The organism is Salmonella sp. 32120201201600049SM, from assembly GCF_017572835.1.
Classification (GTDB): domain Bacteria; phylum Pseudomonadota; class Gammaproteobacteria; order Enterobacterales; family Enterobacteriaceae; genus Salmonella; species Salmonella enterica.
In genome coordinates, this window is sequence record NZ_JAGESA010000002.1 from 338,484 (window position 1) to 354,568 (window position 16,085).

The 16,085-nt window shown below is 50.1% G+C and carries 16 protein-coding genes, 1 tRNA gene and 1 pseudogene; 6 read left to right on the forward strand and 12 right to left on the reverse strand.

Annotation, left to right across the window (positions count from 1 at the left end; genetic code table 11):
* Window positions 1–318: 318 nt before the first annotated feature.
* Window positions 319–1,074 (reverse strand): DeoR/GlpR family DNA-binding transcription regulator, encoded by a 756-nt coding sequence (locus J4650_RS07575; RefSeq protein WP_001531807.1) that lies wholly within the window; start codon window positions 1,072–1,074, stop codon window positions 319–321.
* A 380-nt stretch (window positions 1,075–1,454) separates the two neighbouring features.
* Between J4650_RS07575 and J4650_RS07580 the strand changes: the two genes are divergently transcribed.
* The 4 genes from J4650_RS07580 to J4650_RS07595 are packed head-to-tail and all read left to right on the forward strand — an operon-like array spanning window position 1,455 to window position 4,137.
* Window positions 1,455–1,991, forward strand: coding sequence for an RpiB/LacA/LacB family sugar-phosphate isomerase (locus J4650_RS07580; protein WP_000850102.1), 537 nt, complete (start codon window positions 1,455–1,457; stop codon window positions 1,989–1,991).
* A gap of 3 nt (window positions 1,992–1,994) precedes the next feature.
* Window positions 1,995–3,365: a PTS transporter subunit IIC gene (locus tag J4650_RS07585; RefSeq protein WP_023993958.1), complete on the forward strand. Its 1,371-nt coding sequence runs from the start codon at window positions 1,995–1,997 to the stop codon at window positions 3,363–3,365.
* A 21-nt stretch (window positions 3,366–3,386) separates the two neighbouring features.
* Window positions 3,387–3,671, forward strand: a complete 285-nt coding sequence (locus J4650_RS07590; RefSeq protein ID WP_000723161.1) for a PTS sugar transporter subunit IIB — start codon at window positions 3,387–3,389, stop codon at window positions 3,669–3,671.
* A gap of 7 nt (window positions 3,672–3,678) precedes the next feature.
* The gene (locus J4650_RS07595; protein WP_001683480.1) at window positions 3,679–4,137 is read left to right on the forward strand and encodes a PTS sugar transporter subunit IIA; all 459 of its coding nucleotides are present in this window, start codon (window positions 3,679–3,681) and stop codon (window positions 4,135–4,137) included.
* A 173-nt stretch (window positions 4,138–4,310) separates the two neighbouring features.
* Here J4650_RS07595 and J4650_RS07600 read toward each other — a convergent pair whose 3' ends face one another.
* The 6 genes and pseudogenes from J4650_RS07600 to actS all read right to left on the reverse strand — a co-directional run bounded on the left by J4650_RS07600 (window position 4,311) and on the right by actS (window position 8,427).
* Complete coding sequence (locus tag J4650_RS07600) at window positions 4,311–5,276, reverse strand: sugar-binding domain-containing protein (protein WP_001123709.1); 966 nt, start codon at window positions 5,274–5,276, stop codon at window positions 4,311–4,313.
* A 213-nt stretch (window positions 5,277–5,489) separates the two neighbouring features.
* A pseudogene (locus J4650_RS07605) lies at window positions 5,490–5,663 on the reverse strand (arsenate reductase); the annotation flags it as partial.
* Window positions 5,664–5,742: 79 nt separating this feature from the next.
* Window positions 5,743–6,093 carry an As(III)-sensing metalloregulatory transcriptional repressor ArsR gene (arsR, locus tag J4650_RS07610; protein ID WP_023993955.1) on the reverse strand — a complete coding sequence of 117 codons (351 nt, stop codon included), beginning with the start codon at window positions 6,091–6,093 and terminating at the stop codon, window positions 5,743–5,745.
* Window positions 6,094–6,247: 154 nt separating this feature from the next.
* Window positions 6,248–7,351, reverse strand: coding sequence for an integrase arm-type DNA-binding domain-containing protein (locus J4650_RS07615; RefSeq protein ID WP_023993954.1), 1,104 nt, complete (start codon window positions 7,349–7,351; stop codon window positions 6,248–6,250).
* 164 nt (window positions 7,352–7,515) lie between these two features.
* Window positions 7,516–7,589: transfer RNA gene (locus J4650_RS07620), tRNA-Gly, on the reverse strand.
* 79 nt (window positions 7,590–7,668) lie between these two features.
* Window positions 7,669–8,427, reverse strand: a complete 759-nt coding sequence (actS, locus tag J4650_RS07625) for an amidase activator ActS (RefSeq protein WP_000244328.1) — start codon at window positions 8,425–8,427, stop codon at window positions 7,669–7,671.
* Between the two features lie 264 nt (window positions 8,428–8,691).
* Between actS and idi the strand changes: the two genes are divergently transcribed.
* Complete coding sequence (gene idi / locus J4650_RS07630) at window positions 8,692–9,237, forward strand: isopentenyl-diphosphate Delta-isomerase (protein ID WP_023218751.1); 546 nt, start codon at window positions 8,692–8,694, stop codon at window positions 9,235–9,237.
* 75 nt (window positions 9,238–9,312) lie between these two features.
* Here idi and lysS read toward each other — a convergent pair whose 3' ends face one another.
* From lysS to xerD, 5 genes are all read right to left on the reverse strand, one after another.
* Window positions 9,313–10,830, reverse strand: a complete 1,518-nt coding sequence (gene lysS, locus J4650_RS07635) for a lysine--tRNA ligase (protein ID WP_124234960.1) — start codon at window positions 10,828–10,830, stop codon at window positions 9,313–9,315.
* 9 nt (window positions 10,831–10,839) lie between these two features.
* Window positions 10,840–11,938, reverse strand: a protein-coding gene (gene prfB / locus J4650_RS07640) for a peptide chain release factor 2 (RefSeq protein WP_010989230.1) whose coding sequence is annotated in 2 segments (ribosomal slippage) — window positions 10,840–11,862 and window positions 11,864–11,938 — 1,098 coding nt in all. Because the reading frame shifts where the segments join, the coding sequence is not laid out codon by codon here.
* A gap of 104 nt (window positions 11,939–12,042) precedes the next feature.
* On the reverse strand, window positions 12,043–13,776 hold the full coding sequence (recJ, locus tag J4650_RS07645) for a single-stranded-DNA-specific exonuclease RecJ (RefSeq protein ID WP_000813387.1): 1,734 nt from the start codon (window positions 13,774–13,776) through the stop codon (window positions 12,043–12,045).
* 5 nt (window positions 13,777–13,781) lie between these two features.
* Window positions 13,782–14,495, reverse strand: coding sequence for a bifunctional protein-disulfide isomerase/oxidoreductase DsbC (gene dsbC, locus J4650_RS07650; RefSeq protein ID WP_000745614.1), 714 nt, complete (start codon window positions 14,493–14,495; stop codon window positions 13,782–13,784).
* A gap of 23 nt (window positions 14,496–14,518) precedes the next feature.
* On the reverse strand, window positions 14,519–15,415 hold the full coding sequence (gene xerD, locus J4650_RS07655) for a site-specific tyrosine recombinase XerD (protein WP_000434302.1): 897 nt from the start codon (window positions 15,413–15,415) through the stop codon (window positions 14,519–14,521).
* A 112-nt stretch (window positions 15,416–15,527) separates the two neighbouring features.
* On the opposite strand from xerD, the gene fldB reads away from it, so the two are divergent.
* On the forward strand, window positions 15,528–16,049 hold the full coding sequence (gene fldB / locus J4650_RS07660; protein ID WP_001055885.1) for a flavodoxin FldB: 522 nt from the start codon (window positions 15,528–15,530) through the stop codon (window positions 16,047–16,049).
* Window positions 16,050–16,085 lie beyond the last annotated feature (36 nt).

A 16,085-nucleotide genomic window follows, 5' to 3' on the forward strand; every position in this document is an offset into this window, starting at 1 on the left:
GTGAGCAACACCCTAATCACATGAGCAGTTATAGCACATCAGTGAATTGCTGAAATGAGGAGCTTGCAAAAGTTATATCTTGATCACACAAAATCACATACGCGCAATCATTAAAATGCTCACATGAGCAAACATGCCGATTACTCAATGCACCACAAATGCTTATGCCATTGAATTTTAATTAATTTAATTGAATTGGCTTATTTTTGGGGCTTTTACGTTGGTAACACTTCAAACGCTCTTATGAGCATGGCGTTCTGATAGTTGTGGTTTCAGCAGGACAACGGCACATGAAATGTACCGTTATTGAATTTAGAATCAACAGGTTATCACTGTTGTATGTTTCGCAACTTCGGCAATACCGTCTTTATCAGCAATATCATTAGTGATCAGTGCGGTAATCTCAGACCAGTCGCAGATCTTAAATAAGCTGCTGCGCTGGAACTTAGTGTAATCGCCCAGGATATATTTCTTCTCGGAATGGGCAATGATCGTTCGATCCAAAAAGGCATCTGAGGAGGACGGAGTGGACGGGCCCGTCATATTGTTGAAACCATCAGTGCCGATAAAGCATAGATCAACGTTAATATCATTAATCATTGACACAGCCCACCCGCCAAAGACAGAAGAGCTTTTTTTCCTCAGCTCTCCGCCGAACAAAAAGACCTGGTTATCTGACTCGATCAGCACACTGGCCACCGGCAAAGAATCGGTAAAAATTTTAAAACCAGATTTCATGCACAACAGATTTGCCAGTTCATAGTTAGAACTCCCTGTACCAATGATCATTGAGCTATTGGGGGGGATAAAATCCAGCGCTTTTCTGGCTATGGCTTGTTTGAAAGTACTGTTTTCTTTTTCCCTGACCTGGAAAGGATGTTCGACAGCCCCCTGCTTTAAGGTTGCACCTCCGTGGCTTTTAACCAGCAGCCCTTTTTTTTCAAGATGGGTGAGATCTTTGCGGATAGTTTCATAAGTGACCTCATACTTTTTGGCAAGGTCGCTAACGTACACGGTACCCGCCGAAATAATCTCTTCAAGGATCAATTTTCTCCTTTCTTCAACCAGGTACATCCTTCCCCCTATAACTATTCAACTCAATGCCATGAAGCGAATCATAGCACACAAGATGCAAACAAAAACAAACTCAAGGAGAAGACAAGTTGCCATCGGCCTGTGAGCAGTCATTCGCGAAAGTAACAGTCAAAAAAAATAAAATACTTCTAAATCAATATATTAACTGGATTAAATCGAGTTTATTGTCTACAGCCTATAAATCCTTCTTCCCTGAACGGCACAACATAATTGGTAAAAATTAGTTTTTGTTTGTTTTTATTGGTTTTTAATTTAAATAAAATCAATAAGTTATGAATTTTGTGATTTTGATCTCAGTTGACAACCAACATTTACCAACCGCATACTTGGCTTAAGTTCTTTATGACAGGTTAGTTGAGATGAAAACGAAAATTGCAATCGCATGTGATGATGTAGGGTTTGATCGTAAGGAGGAGATTAAAAAGTACCTTGAAGAAGAGAAAAATGCAGATGTCGTGTACGATCCCGTAAAACGAAAAGAAGACGGTTTCAACAACTTCGCTCGTCTGGCGGATGAAATGGCAGGTGTTATTCAGCGGGATGAATGCCGCCTCGGTATCTACATCTGTGGAACCGGAATTGGCTTTACTTGCCAGATAAATAAGCACTGGGGGATCCGTGCAGTCGCCGTCACCAACCCCTACTCAGCCAAGCGAGCAAGACTCAGTAACAATGCTCAGGTGATTGGTCTTGGCTGCAGAGTTAATGATCTTGAATACACAAAAATGATCGTTGATGCCTGGTATGACAATGCGTTCGACTTTGCCACTGCAAGGGAAAATTCCAAAAAGAATCTACTCGAAGCAGAACGCAGCGACAACGCATTGCTGACGAAACCTGAAGATGTGCGATGGAATATGGGTTTCAGACCAGATGATGAGAAATCTGAGGGCTAATAAATGGAACTGATCACACAGTTTATCAATGACCTGGGTAACTTTATTTTTATACCGGTCATTTTCCTTGTACTGATGAAACTTCTGGGGCGTCCGCTGTCGGAGTGTATTTCATCAGCCATTAAAGTCGGCATCGGTTTTATTGCATTAACCATGACCATCAAGCTGATGCTTGAAAAAATGCAGCCAGCGGTGACAGGGCTTGCTGAGGCCACCGGCTCCTCACTGAGCGCCATTGATGTTGGTGGCGCAGCCACAGCAGTTATGGGTTTTGGCTCAAGCATGGGGGCGATAATTATTCCACTGTGCGTTGCCGTGAATATTGCCATGCTGGTGGCCCGTTTGACGGACTGCGTAAACGTTGACGTATTTAACCTTCACCAAAATGCCTCAATGGGAGCAATCGTTGGAGTTTACTCCGGCAGCTTCCTTTACGGTGTTCTTACGGCTGCATTGTTCCATGTCTGGGCGCTTATTGCGGCTGACCTGGGTGCGAAAAACAACGAAAAATTCTTCAACCTGCCAAAAGGCGTTGCCATCTCCCACCCGGTTGCAAACACCTATTTGCTGTTCGCTTATCCGTTTAACTGGATATACGATCGCATCCCTGGATTCCGTAATCTGAACGTTACGGCGGAAAGCATTCAGAAACGCTTTGGTATCCTTGGCGATCCGACCATGGTTGGTTTCATTATTGGTATTCTTCTTGGCTTCTGTGGTTATGGTTGGGAATCTCCGTATCACACCATTATCGCCAGCCTGCAGTTGGGTATGTACCTTGCCGCCGTGATGCTCCTGCTGCCGCGCATGACCTCAATCATGATGGAAGGTCTGGTTCCGCTCTCCAACGTGGCACGTAAGAAACTGGTTAAACGTTTCCCGGATCGTGAGATCACTGTCGGGATGGATACCGCACTGATAGTTGGTCATCCGTCCGTTATCGCGCCTGCACTGCTGCTGATCCCGGTCATTGTTATCCTCGCCGTTGTCCTTCCCGGCAACCGAGTGATGCCGCTGGGGGACCTCTCACAGTTCGTATTCTTTATTGCGTGCATGGTACCGGTTTTTAATGGCAACATTATTCGTACCTGGGTGACTTCCATCATCCTTTTTGGCGGCGGCTTATACATCGCATCCTGGATGGCTCCAGCAACAAATGAAGTGTTTCAGAAATTCGGCACTAATCCTGATGCCAGCGTGATGTACTCATCGCTTAACCCTTCAGCTAACCCGTTCACCGGACTCTTTGCTGGACTCAGCCATGTTGGCATCGCAGGTTATGCTCTCGCCGCTGTGTTGCTGTTGTCCGTAGGCTATTTACTCAAACAGAAAGCACGCCGTCAGTTGAAAACTGAGGCAGAAAAAACGGCTTAAAACTTCATAAGGTGATTGAAAATGAAAAAGATTTTAGTTGTATGCGGAAACGGCATAGCCTCCTCTTCCATCATGGTTTCTGTCCTGCAGGACTACCTGAAAGAACAGAATATCGAAGCGCAGGTAGATAAATCCTCATTGATGGCTTGCACCACGGACACATTTAACAGCTATGACCTGATTGTTTCTTCAACCAAGCTGGATAACCCAGGCATCACTACTCGTGTGATTGTCGGAGCGGGCCTGTTAACGGGATTGGGCGAAGATGAGATTTTTGATGCTGTTAAAGAAGAAATGCTTAAGTAGGTGAATGATGAAGCTTGAGATTCTGGTAAATGACGTTGAGGGTACGATCGCTGACTGGCATGCAGCAATTGAGTTTGCCGGCCAGAAGCTTTTGGAGAAAGGCTATATCACTCCCGAGTATATTCAGGCCTGCCTGGAGCGTGAAAAGACTTATCCAACGGGTTTATTGATGGCGAACGGTCAGGGCATTGCCATCCCGCATGCAGACTATACGCTGGTAAAAACCAACAGCATAAGCATTGTGCGTTTTGATAAAGGAGTCGTGTTTGGTCAGATGGAAGATGCTGACCTAACAGTTGAATGCAGCATTATGTTTAATCTCGCATTCGCAACCAGCGACCAGCATATGTCTGTGCTGCGTCGCCTTTTTACGCTCTTCCAGGATATTTCGTTCATCGAGTCGTGCCGTAATCTCAAAACGCACGAAGTCGGGAAATATGTTGAAGAGATGCTTGCCGCATCCTGATAGCGTGTTTCCTTCTGGAACTGTCTGGCGGCATACGGCGTCATCCGTCTGAGGCAGATACCTCCGTATCTGCCTCAGATTTCTGACAAAGTGCATACCTGTTGGAATTGCCCAGGTTTGTCATCAGTCACCACTGCAGGCTGTGTAACGACCAATGAAAATGAAAACGGCTATTAATCCAGCAGTTTAATAGCCGTATCAAAGTCAGTGATCAGCACATTCAGAAGACCTGATTTGAGAGAGGCAACTATACCTTCATATTTTTCGTCCCCTCCAGCCACACCAATCAGTTTCTTTGTGGCACGCAATTGATCTGTCGTAATGCCGAAACCCAGGCGGTTCAGCGGACTATCCAGAATTTCCCCTTTGCTATTTACCAGTGTTACGCATACATCAGCAGTAATGTCCTGGCTTATTAAAGCCTCACGCCACGCTTCAGGGAATATATCGCATAGACTGGAAGAGCCTGTTTTCCAGGCCCCAATCCCTGTAATTACGACATCCATATTTGAGTAAAATTTTTGCGTATCCTGAACAGCCTGATCGTCAGCGAGTTTCTGGGCTAAACTTTCGTCATCCACCCACATGGGTACATACATCGGGTGCGCTCTTCCGTGGGAAATTGCGGCAACTTTGTGTATTAGATCAATCGGTCCCTGACTAAATTCAATACCAGGATGAACGCCAGAAAGCTGAACCACATCCAGAACAGGTAATGTCGTCAGTTGACTCACCGTACTTGAAAGAACCCGCCCCCAGGCCAGACCAAACTTCATACCCTCTTTAAGAATCTCACTCAAGTAGGTCGCCGTTATCCCTCCCAGCTTGACGTTTAATTGTTCCTGGGAAGACCAGGACTCGGAAACGGAGAGCACAACTGCATCCTGCAATCCGTATTTCTTACAGAGATTTTGCGCTATTTCCTCGTCCAGAGCTTGCTGTTTAGGGAAGGTAAATTTTACATACTCTTGCGCAATGGCTTCATCAATCAGGCGTGCAACTTTGAAGCGAGACAGACCGAGCTCCTCTGCAATTTCTACCTTCGTCTTCATCTCAGAGAAATAACGCTTAACAACAAGAGAGTAGATAAAACGAGGATCGTAGTTGCGCAGCTTCGGATTTTTGTTCTCTTTTGGCATAGCGGTTATCCATACGTAACAGGAGGCATCATAAATTTGTTGAGCGATCCGCTCAGATGCAATACTCAAAAGAGTACACTTTTACTCGCTCATCAGATACCTGTGCAGGAGGAAATTTCGAATTTTGTGATGCAAAACGCCCCGTCAATGCGCGAGCGAGATCGTAGAGAAGCCTCAGCACTAAGAACGTAAAATGAAGCCTCCCCCTCATGTTTACTTCACTCTTTGTCCTGCATCATCAACGGCTTTCTCGCCGTCTTCCTTAGTAAATGCGCCTTTTTGCGCGTCCGGAAGAATATCCAGTACCACTTCGGAAGGGCGGCACAAGCGCGTTCCCAACGGTGTCACCTCAATTGGACGGTTAATCAAAATCGGATATTGCAGCACATTGCCGGGTCAAACACCGTTAACGTTTTCATTCTGAATACCTCACATTCGAAAAATCACATATGTTCAGGCAAATTTTTTAGAGACAAACAGCCTTACCACTACCAGAGCAGTTTGCCGATGCCAGCTTACGGGCGATGGCCTGTACGTCGTCCTGTTGGCTTAACCAAGCCTGCTCAATCACCTGAGCGGCCCAGGAAGGAATATGCGGAGATAAACGGTAGTGAACCCACTTGCCCTGTTTGCGATCCAGTAATAGACCACTTTCCCTGAGCATTGCTAGGTGGCGGGAGATCTTGGGCTGTGACTGTTCTAGCGCAGCGCAAAGGTCGCACACGCACAGCTCTCCCATCTCTCTGAGCAGTAACACGATGCCCAAGCGGGTTTCATCGGAGAGGTTTTTGAAGAGTTGTAGGGAAGTTAGTAGCATCTGTCCTCCGATTGCTTTAATAACAGGATACTCTGTAGGTCTACAATCGCAACAATACATTCGAAAAAACATATATAACCGTTGTCTTGGAACATTTTAACCAGATATCAGTAACTTGGTTAACTTATTGATATTCATATTTTTATACATTTCCCTAAAGGGTGTAACTCCCATTCTGAATGCAAATAAACTGAGCCAGTTGTATCTCAATCCAGGCCGAATTAAATCCCTGCTCATGCAAAATGGTACTCATCGTGTGGCGGAATCCATGCCCCGTAACACGCCCAGCGTAGCCGATACGCCTGACCAACACAGTCAATGCCATATCACTCATCGGTTTCTTAGGATTATTACGTCCTGGGAACAGCAACGCTCCTGCTCCCGTCATGGGTTTAAGCTGATTAAGTAGGTCAATTGCCTGGCTTGATAACGGAACCAGATGAGGGCGGCGCATTTTCATGCGTTCCGCTGGTACATTCCAAACCTTTTTCTCAAAATCAAATTCCTGCCACTCCGCTTGCCTCAACTCCCCAGGCCTTACGCCCGTTAAAATAAGCAATTGCATCGCAATCTTAACAAGTACACTACCAGCATAGGTGTTGAGAGTCCGAAGAAACTCAGGCAATTCATCTTGGGTTAAAAAAGCATAGTGCTCTTTCTCATGAGGAATCACGGCGCTGGCTAGATCTGGTGCTGGATTGTACTCGGCCCTGCCAGTCACAACAGCATACTTCCAGACCTCTCCACAGCGCTGGCGAACCTTACGGACCTTCTCAGTTGCCCTTCTTGCTTCTATCTTTGAAAGAACTGCAAGCAACTCCATCGGCTTGATATCTTTGATTGGCCGGTGACCGATATAAGGGAACACATCCTTTTCAAAGGTTCTCAGCATCTCTTCGCGGCAGGAGACAGACCAGCGGTCATAGCGACGCTGATACCACTCCCGCGTGATAGCCTCAAAAGAGTTTTCTGCATCTTGTTGACGACTTAGTTTCTCAATTTTCCGTTCAAGAGAAGGATCGTTGCCAGCCGCTAATGTCCTTTTAGCATCCTCTCGCTTGCTTCTGGCTTCAGCTAAAGAAACATCGGGGTAAACGCCAATAGCGAGCAGTTTCTCTTTACCTAGTGAACGGTATTTGAGACGCCAGTATCTTTTGCCATTGGGATTAACCAGCAGGTAAAGACCACCACCATCAGCCAGTTTGTAGGGCTTCTCTTTAGGTTTTGCAGTTTCAACCTGACGAGCTGTCAGCTTCATTGGGGGTACCTCTCAGCAGCGGGTACAATTATACCCTCATCCATACCCCCACATTGAGCTTGACCCTGGGGGAGTACAATTGAGTTCAATAGACTAATAGAATGCTATAACTACTGATTTATCAAGGGGAAATTGAGTTTGGTAGACTTCAGGAGACTTGAGTCTGGAGCGGGCGAAGGGAATCGAACCCTCGTATAGAGCTTGGGAAGCTCTCGTTCTACCATTGAACTACGCCCGCTTTGAGATGCGTAAGGCATTATAAACCTTACGCTCTGGTTGGCAAGAGACTTACTGGCTGACTGGCGATTAATTCGCCGTCAGCACTTCGGTTTACTCCCCTGCGGCGGCAGATAACGCAGCGGATCGATGGCCGTCGCCCGGTAGCGAATCTGGAAGTGTAGTCTTACGGATGCGGCATCCGTGCTGCCCATCGTAGCGATTTTTTGCCCCGCTTTAACGCTTTGTCCATTATTAACCAGCATGGTGTCATTATGAGCGTAAGCCGTAATGTAATCTTCATTGTGCTTAATCATGATGAGATTGCCGTAACCGCGCAGCTGGTTCCCGACATAGACAACTTTACCCGCTCCCGCCGCATAAACAGGCGTTCCGCGCGCGCCCGCAATATCGATCCCCTTATTTCCGCCCTCCGCGGTGGAATAAGGTAAAATCACTTTACCGTTAGCAGGCCATACCCAACAACGCTGCCCCACCGGCGGCCAGGAGGATTTTGGCACCGAAGATGACGGTCTGACCGCAGCAGTTTTTGTTGCTGTTTTATTGCTGGTTTTGCGTGTTGAACTGCTACTCTTTGCGCTGCCGCGCACTTTAATTCGCTGCCCCACCTCAATAGTATAAGGCGGAGAAATGCCATTCAGGCGGGCCAGTTCTTTCACGCTGGTTCCCGTGGCGCGCGATATACGATACAACGTATCGCCGCGCTTAACGGTATAGACGGAGCCGGAATACGTTCCTGAGCCGGAATTACTGGAACACCCCGCCAGCAGCAGCCCTGTGCATAACAGCACCGCAATACCCAGGCTATTTTTGTTCAGGCGTCCTGCGCTCAAAACCATTCCTCACTCTATTGACAGACGCCTTATGATAGCAGCCAAATGCCGTATGCCCAATCCATTGACGCCGGAAAGGGGCCGCGTGGATGATGATGCCGCGAATATCCGATATGCCAGCATAATATCGACTCACGGCATGATGGCGCTCGTCTGCGTTCTGTCAGGGCCTGTTTTGGTAATGCCTTTCTTTCTGTTATGCGCTACGCTGATCGTCTGAGTATATGGCCTGGCCATGCTGCCGGGTCATTTTAATTTTCAGGAGCTTTCATGACTGAGGAACATGTCGTTTTATTGGATGAGCAGGATAAGCCTTCCGGCACACTGGAAAAGTATGCGGCTCATACGCTTAATACGCCTTTGCATCTGGCTTTCTCCTGCTGGCTATTTAACGAAGATGGCCAGTTGCTGGTAACACGACGGTCGCTGAACAAGAAAGCCTGGCCAGGCGTGTGGACGAATTCGGTTTGCGGTCATCCGCAACAAGGCGAAACCACCGAAGAGGCGATCATCCGCCGTTGTCGGTTCGAACTCGGCGTGGAAATTACCGATCTCACCCCCGTCTATCCGCACTTCAGCTATCGAGCGACAGATCCAAACGGTATTGTGGAAAATGAAGTCTGTCCGGTATTTGCCGCGCGGGCAACCAGTGTGTTACAGGTTAACAGCGAAGAGGTGATGGACTATCAGTGGAGCGAATTTAAAAGCGTATGGAAAAGCCTTCTCGCTACGCCGTGGGCATTTAGCCCGTGGATGGTCATGCAAGCGTCAGACGAACAAGCGCGTGAACGACTGCTCAATTACTGCCAGCGTTAAAAATTGCCTGATGACGCTACGTCTGAACGAAGAGATGCCGGATGGCGGCTAATGCCCCATCCGGCAATTTACATCTTATTTCACCGGACGCATCGCCGGGAACAGAATAACGTCGCGAATCGTGTGGCTGTTAGTAAACAGCATCACCATACGGTCGATACCAATTCCCAGACCCGCTGTCGGCGGTAAACCGTGTTCCAGCGCCGTCACGTAGTCTTCGTCGTAGAACATGGCTTCGTCATCGCCCGCCGCTTTTGCATTAACCTGATCCAGGAAACGCTGCGCCTGGTCTTCCGCATCGTTCAACTCGCTAAAGCCATTGCCGATTTCACGACCGCCGATAAAGAACTCGAAGCGGTCAGTGATTTCCGGGTTCACATCATTACGACGCGCCAGCGGAGACACTTCAGCCGGATATTCGGTGATGAAGGTCGGCTGAATCAGATGCGCTTCAGCGACTTCGTCAAAGATCTCGGTGACGATACGGCCCAGACCCCAGCTTTTCTCGACGTGAATGCCGATGCTTTCAGCAATCGCCTTCGCGGAATCGAAGTTGTCCAGATCAGCCATATCCGTTTCCGGGCGATATTTCTTGATCGCTTCACGCATGGTCAGTTTTTCGAACGGCTTACCGAAGTCAAACACTTCATCACCGTACGGAACCTGGGTGGTGCCCAGAACATCCTGCGCCAGCGTACGGAACAGAGACTCCGTCAGCTCGATCAGGTCTTTGTAGTCCGCATACGCCATATAGAGTTCCATCATGGTGAACTCAGGATTATGGCGCACGGAGATGCCTTCGTTACGGAAGTTACGGTTAATTTCGAATACGCGTTCGAAGCCGCCAACCACCAGACGCTTGAGGTACAGTTCCGGCGCGATACGCAGGTACATGTCCAGATCCAGCGCGTTGTGATGGGTGATAAACGGACGGGCAGACGCGCCGCCTGGGATCACCTGCATCATCGGGGTTTCGACTTCCATAAAGCCGCGAGCAACCATAAACTGGCGAATACCGGCCAGGATCTTCGAACGGGTTTTGAAGGTGTTACGGGATTCATCGTTAGAGATGAGATCCAGATAACGCTGGCGATAGCGCGCTTCCTGGTTCTGCAGGCCGTGGAATTTATCCGGCAACGGACGCAGCGCTTTCGTCAGCAGGCGCAGTTCGGTGCAGTGGATAGACAGCTCGCCGGTTTTGGTTTTGAACAGCTTACCTTTCGCGCCGAGGATATCGCCAAGATCCCACTTCTTGAACTGCTCGTTGTAAACGCCTTCCGGCAGATCATCGCGCGCCACATACAGCTGAATGCGGCCGCCTACGTCTTGCAGGGTAACAAAAGAGGCTTTACCCATAATACGGCGAGTCATCATACGGCCCGCGACGGACACTTCAATATTCAGCGCTTCCAGTTCTTCAGCTTCTTTCGCGTCAAACTCTGCGTGCAGTTGGTCTGAGGTACGGTCACGACGGAAATCGTTCGGGAACGGGATACCCTGCTCACGCAGTGCAGCCAGCTTCTCGCGACGTGCCTTCATTTCATTGTTAAGATCGACTACCTCGTCAGCGCCCTGTGCGTTTTGTTCAGACATGTTGATTCCTCATAGCCCTGCTTTCAAACTTGCTTCGATAAATTGATCCAGACTACCGTCCAGTACCGCCTGTGTATTGCGGGTTTCCACCCCAGTACGCAGGTCTTTAATGCGGGAATCGTCCAGGACATAGGAACGAATCTGGCTTCCCCAGCCGATATCGGACTTAGTGTCTTCCATCGCCTGTTTTTCAGCGTTCTTTTTCTGCATCTCCAGTTCATAAAGCTTCGCTTTCATCTGCTTCATGGCCTGGTCTTTGTTTTTGTGCTGCGAACGGTCGTTCTGGCACTGCGTCACGATCCCGGTGGGAATATGGGTGATACGCACGGCGGATTCCGTACGGTTAACGTGCTGACCGCCTGCGCCAGACGCGCGATAGACGTCGATACGCAGATCCGCCGGGTTAATGTCGATATCGATATCGTCGTCCACTTCCGGATACACAAATGCGGAGCTAAACGAGGTATGACGGCGACCGCCGGAGTCGAACGGGCTTTTACGCACCAGACGATGTACGCCGGTTTCAGTGCGCAGCCAGCCATAGGCATATTCGCCGGAGATTTTGATAGTCGCGGACTTAATGCCGGCGACTTCCCCTTCCGACTCTTCAATGACTTCTGTCTTGAAGCCGCGCGCTTCCGCCCAACGCAGATACATACGCAGCAACATGCTGGCCCAGTCCTGCGCTTCAGTACCACCGGAACCGGCCTGAATATCGAGATAGCAATCGGCGCTATCGTACTCGCCGGAGAACATCCGACGGAATTCCAACTGCGCCAGCTTCTCTTCCAGCGTATTCAGTTCCGCGACGGCTTCGTTAAACGTCTCTTCGTCGTCAGCTTCTACCGCCAGTTCCAGCAGCCCGGAAACGTCGTCCAGCCCCTGAGTCATTTGATCAAGCGTATCGACGATCGCTTCGAGCGATGAACGCTCTTTTCCCAGCGCCTGCGCGCGCTCAGGTTCGTTCCAGACATCCGGCTGTTCCAGCTCGGCGTTTACTTCTTCCAGACGCTCTTTCTTAGCATCGTAGTCAAAGATACCCCCTAAGAACGTTGGTGCGTTCCGTGAGGTCCTGAATGCGGTTATTCACCGGGTTAATTTCAAACATGGTCTGATTTCTTTTATTTGACTTGTCAAAATGCGGTTATAAGGGCGAAATATTAGCGGATTTCGCCCCTTAATTACAGCGAAAGTGTTATTAAATCGCCCCGATCATAGCGGCCAAATATCATCGATAATAATCTGTAAACTACGGTTGCCGCGAAACTCGTTAATGTCCAGTTTATAAGCCAGTTCTACCTCCCGCACGCCGTTATCCGGCCAACAGGTCGTATCAATATTAAATGCGATGCCATCCAACAGCGGGCCGCCGCCGACAGGCTCCACCATCACCTTGAGGTGACGCTCGCCCACCAGACGCTGCTGTAGCAGACGGAAACGACCATCGAATAACGGTTCCGGGAACATTTGCCCCCACGGTCCGGCATCCCGCAACAGTTGCGCCACTTCCATAGACATCTCCGCCGCGCTTAATGGACCATCGGAGATCACCTCGCCTTGCAACAGGGCAGGATCGAGCCATTCCGTCACCAGCTCGCCAAAACGTTGCTGAAACTGCTCGAATTTATGCTCTTCCAGCGACAATCCCGCCGCCATCGCATGACCGCCGAACTTGATCATCAGATCAGGGTAAAGCGTATCCAGCCTTTCCAGCGCATCGCGCATATGCAACCCCTGAATCGATCGGCCTGAGCCTTTTAGCGTGCCGTCGCCCGCAGGCGCAAAGGCGATCACCGGGCGGTGAAAACGCTCTTTAATGCGCGACGCCAGAATTCCGACCACGCCCTGGTGCCATTCAGGATGATACATCGCCAGACCGCCCGGAAGCGTTTCACTACTGCGCTCAAGCTTTTCGCACAGGATAAGCGCTTCCGCCTGCATCCCCTGCTCTATTTCTTTGCGCGTCTGGTTAAGCGCATCCAGCTCGCTGGCCAGAACACGCGCTTCGCCGAGGTTGTCGCACAACAGTAACGCCACGCCAACGGACATATCATCCAGCCTGCCGGCGGCATTCAGGCGAGGCCCCAACGCGAAGCCTAAATCACTGGCGGCAAGCTGCTGCGGATCGCGATTCGATATCTCCAGCAACGCTTTAATTCCCGGACGGCATTTCCCGGCACGAATACGACTTAGCCCTTGCCAGGTCAGAATACGGTTGTTAGCGTCCAGCGGCACAACGTCTGCTACCGTACCCAACGCCACTAAATCCAGCAGCTCCGCCAAATTCGGCGGCGCAATGTTGCGCTCGTCGAACCATCCTTTGTCGCGCAAAAATGTTCGCAACGCCAGCATCAGGTAAAACGCCACGCCGACGCCCGCCAGCGACTTAGACGGGAATTCGCAGTCGCGCAGATTGGGATTAATAATCGCTTCGGCATCCGGCAACGTGTCGCCTGGCAGGTGGTGATCGGTCACGATCACCGGAATCCCCAACGTCTTTGCATGCGCTACGCCGGCGTGGGATGAAATGCCGTTGTCTACGGTGACGATAAGCTGCGCGCCGCGCGCCTTCGCCTGATCGACCACTTCCGGGCTTAAACCGTAGCCGTCCTCAAAGCGATTAGGCACCAGATAACTGATGTTGTCACATCCCAACGCACGCATTCCCAATACGCTTAGTGCAGTACTGGTCGCGCCGTCGGCGTCAAAATCGCCAACAACAATAATGCGGATACCTTCGCGAAAGGCGTTGTAGAGGATCTCCACCGCGTTATCTATGCCGCTAAGCTGTTGCCAGGGCAGCATTCCTTTCACGCTGCGCTCCAGTTCGCGGGCGCTACGAACGCCCCGGCTGGCATATAAACGTCGTAGTAATGGAGGAAGATCGGCGGGGAGTTCCGCCGTCTCATCAGCCTCGCGCCGACGAAGTTGTCTCTGTTGTTTCACGCGTATTATTTACCACTGGTCTGTTTTTGATGCTCATCAAGAAACGCTTTCATCTCTTTCGGTCCCTGATAGCCAGGCACCACATAGCCGTTACTCAATACAATGGCTGGCGTACCGCTAACGCCCAACTGCACGCCCAACGCATAATGATCAGCAATGTTCACGTCACAGCTTGCCGGTTTCACGCCCTTACCTGCCATGGCGTCATCAAACGCTTTGTTTTTGTCTTTGGCGCACCAGATAGATTTCATATCCTGCTCCGCCTGGCTTTCCAGCCCCTGGCGCGGGAAGGCCAGATAACGTACCGTAATCCCCAGCGCGTTATAATCTTTCATCTCTTCATGTAGCTTATGACAATAGCCGCAGGTGATATCGGTAAAAACAGTAATGACATGTTTCTCATCCGGCGCTTTATAGACGATCATCTCTTTTTCCAGCGCATTTAGCTGGCTCATCAGCAGTTTGTTCGTCACGTTTACCGGATGCGCGCCGCTCACGTCATACATCGGCCCTTGAATAATATGTTTGCCATCGTCAGTGACGTACAGTACGCCGCTGTGAGTGAGGACGGTTTTCATCCCTGCCACTGGCGAGGCCTGAATTTCCGTACTCTGAACGCCCAGCTTAGCCAGCGACTGACGGATAGCCGCATCATCCGCATGGGCCACGCCTGAAAACGCCGCCGCCAGTAAAGTGAACATCATAAAACGCTTTTTCATAAACTATCCTTTCCTGTCAGCACTCATGCCCGCGGATGGTGCTGTTGATGAAGTTGACGCAAACGCTCCGTTGCGACATGCGTATAAATTTGTGTCGTCGAAAGATCGCTATGCCCAAGTAGCATTTGTACAACGCGCAAGTCGGCGCCGTGATTCAGCAAATGCGTGGCGAAAGCGTGACGTAAAACATGCGGCGATAGTTTTTCGCTATCGATTCCAGCCAGTACCGCATAATGTTTAATACGGTGCCAGAAGGTCTGCCGCGTCATCTGCTGCGCACGCTGACTGGGGAATAATACGTCAATCGATACGCCATTGAGTAACCAGGGACGCCCATGCTCCAGATACGTTTCCAGCCAATATACCGCCTCTTCACCTAACGGCACCAACCGCTCTTTATTGCCTTTACCGATAACCCGCACCACGCCCTGCCGCAGACTGATATCGCTCATTGTCAGCCCCACCAGTTCCGACACGCGCAAACCGGTGGCATACAGCACTTCCAACATAGCTTTATCGCGCAACTCCAAAGGTTGATCAATAAGCGGCGCCTGCAAGAGCCGCTCAACCTGCGCCTCGCTAAGGTCTTTCGGTAAACGCTGCGGAAGCTTAGGCGAGGCCAACTGCGCGCTCGGATCATCCTCACGATACTTTTCACGGTACAGATGCTGGAAAAAGCGCCGCATAGCGCTTAACAGGCGTGCGGAGCTGGTCGCTTTGTATCCGCCCTCCACCCGTTCAGCCAGCAGCGTTTGTAAATCATCAGCCTGCGCCGTCGCAAGCGTTTTTCCGCGATGATGCAACCACGCAACGACCATCGATAAATCGCGACGATACGCGCTTAATGTATTTTCCGCCAGATTTCGTTCCAGCCACAGGGCATCCAGAAACTGCTCAATACGCGCTAAATCCTGTTCCATTCGCGCTCCCCACTTCACGCTGACTTTGGGTGCATTATGCCTCATTGTGCCGTGAATGCAGCGATTCTGTTACACTACCCGCAACGCTATAGCAGAATCGAGATGTAACGTAATGAACATGGGTCTTTTTTACGGTTCCAGCACGTGCTACACCGAGATGGCCGCAGAGAAAATTCGCGATATCCTCGGCCCGGAGCTGGTGACATTACATAACCTCAAGGATGACGCCCCCGCCTTAATGGAGCAGTACGACGTGCTCATTTTAGGCATCCCCACCTGGGATTTTGGTGAAATTCAGGAGGACTGGGAAGCCGTCTGGGAGCAACTGGACGATCTCAATCTGGAAGGCAAAATCGTTGCGCTTTACGGTATGGGCGACCAGCTCGGCTACGGTGAGTGGTTCCTGGATGCGCTGGGTATGTTGCATGACAAACTTGCCCTCAAAGGCGTTAAATTTGTCGGCTACTGGCCCACAGAAGGCTACGAATTTACCAGCAATAAACCGGTCATTGCGGATGGGCAACTGTTTGTCGGCCTGGCGCTGGATGAAACGAACCAGTACGATCTCAGCGATGAGCGTATACAGACCTGGTGTGAACAAATTCTCGGCGAAATGGCCGAACACTACGCCTGAAACCTTACTCGCTGTACTTCCCTCTCGACGGAACCG

Coding starts and splice junctions, on each gene's coding strand:
- xerD (WP_000434302.1), bottom strand. CDS start 15,415: ATGGAACAGGATTTAGCGCGTATTGAGCAGTTTCTGGATGCCCTGTGG.
- J4650_RS07590 (WP_000723161.1), top strand. CDS start 3,387: ATGAAAAAGATTTTAGTTGTATGCGGAAACGGCATAGCCTCCTCTTCC.
- idi (WP_023218751.1), top strand. CDS start 8,692: ATGACTGAGGAACATGTCGTTTTATTGGATGAGCAGGATAAGCCTTCC.
- J4650_RS07595 (WP_001683480.1), top strand. CDS start 3,679: ATGAAGCTTGAGATTCTGGTAAATGACGTTGAGGGTACGATCGCTGAC.
- J4650_RS07615 (WP_023993954.1), bottom strand. CDS start 7,351: ATGAAGCTGACAGCTCGTCAGGTTGAAACTGCAAAACCTAAAGAGAAG.
- fldB (WP_001055885.1), top strand. CDS start 15,528: ATGAACATGGGTCTTTTTTACGGTTCCAGCACGTGCTACACCGAGATG.
- J4650_RS07580 (WP_000850102.1), top strand. CDS start 1,455: ATGAAAACGAAAATTGCAATCGCATGTGATGATGTAGGGTTTGATCGT.
- lysS (WP_124234960.1), bottom strand. CDS start 10,830: ATGTCTGAACAAAACGCACAGGGCGCTGACGAGGTAGTCGATCTTAAC.
- actS (WP_000244328.1), bottom strand. CDS start 8,427: ATGGTTTTGAGCGCAGGACGCCTGAACAAAAATAGCCTGGGTATTGCG.
- arsR (WP_023993955.1), bottom strand. CDS start 6,093: ATGCTACTAACTTCCCTACAACTCTTCAAAAACCTCTCCGATGAAACC.
- J4650_RS07575 (WP_001531807.1), bottom strand. CDS start 1,074: ATGTACCTGGTTGAAGAAAGGAGAAAATTGATCCTTGAAGAGATTATT.
- J4650_RS07600 (WP_001123709.1), bottom strand. CDS start 5,276: ATGCCAAAAGAGAACAAAAATCCGAAGCTGCGCAACTACGATCCTCGT.
- dsbC (WP_000745614.1), bottom strand. CDS start 14,495: ATGAAAAAGCGTTTTATGATGTTCACTTTACTGGCGGCGGCGTTTTCA.
- J4650_RS07585 (WP_023993958.1), top strand. CDS start 1,995: ATGGAACTGATCACACAGTTTATCAATGACCTGGGTAACTTTATTTTT.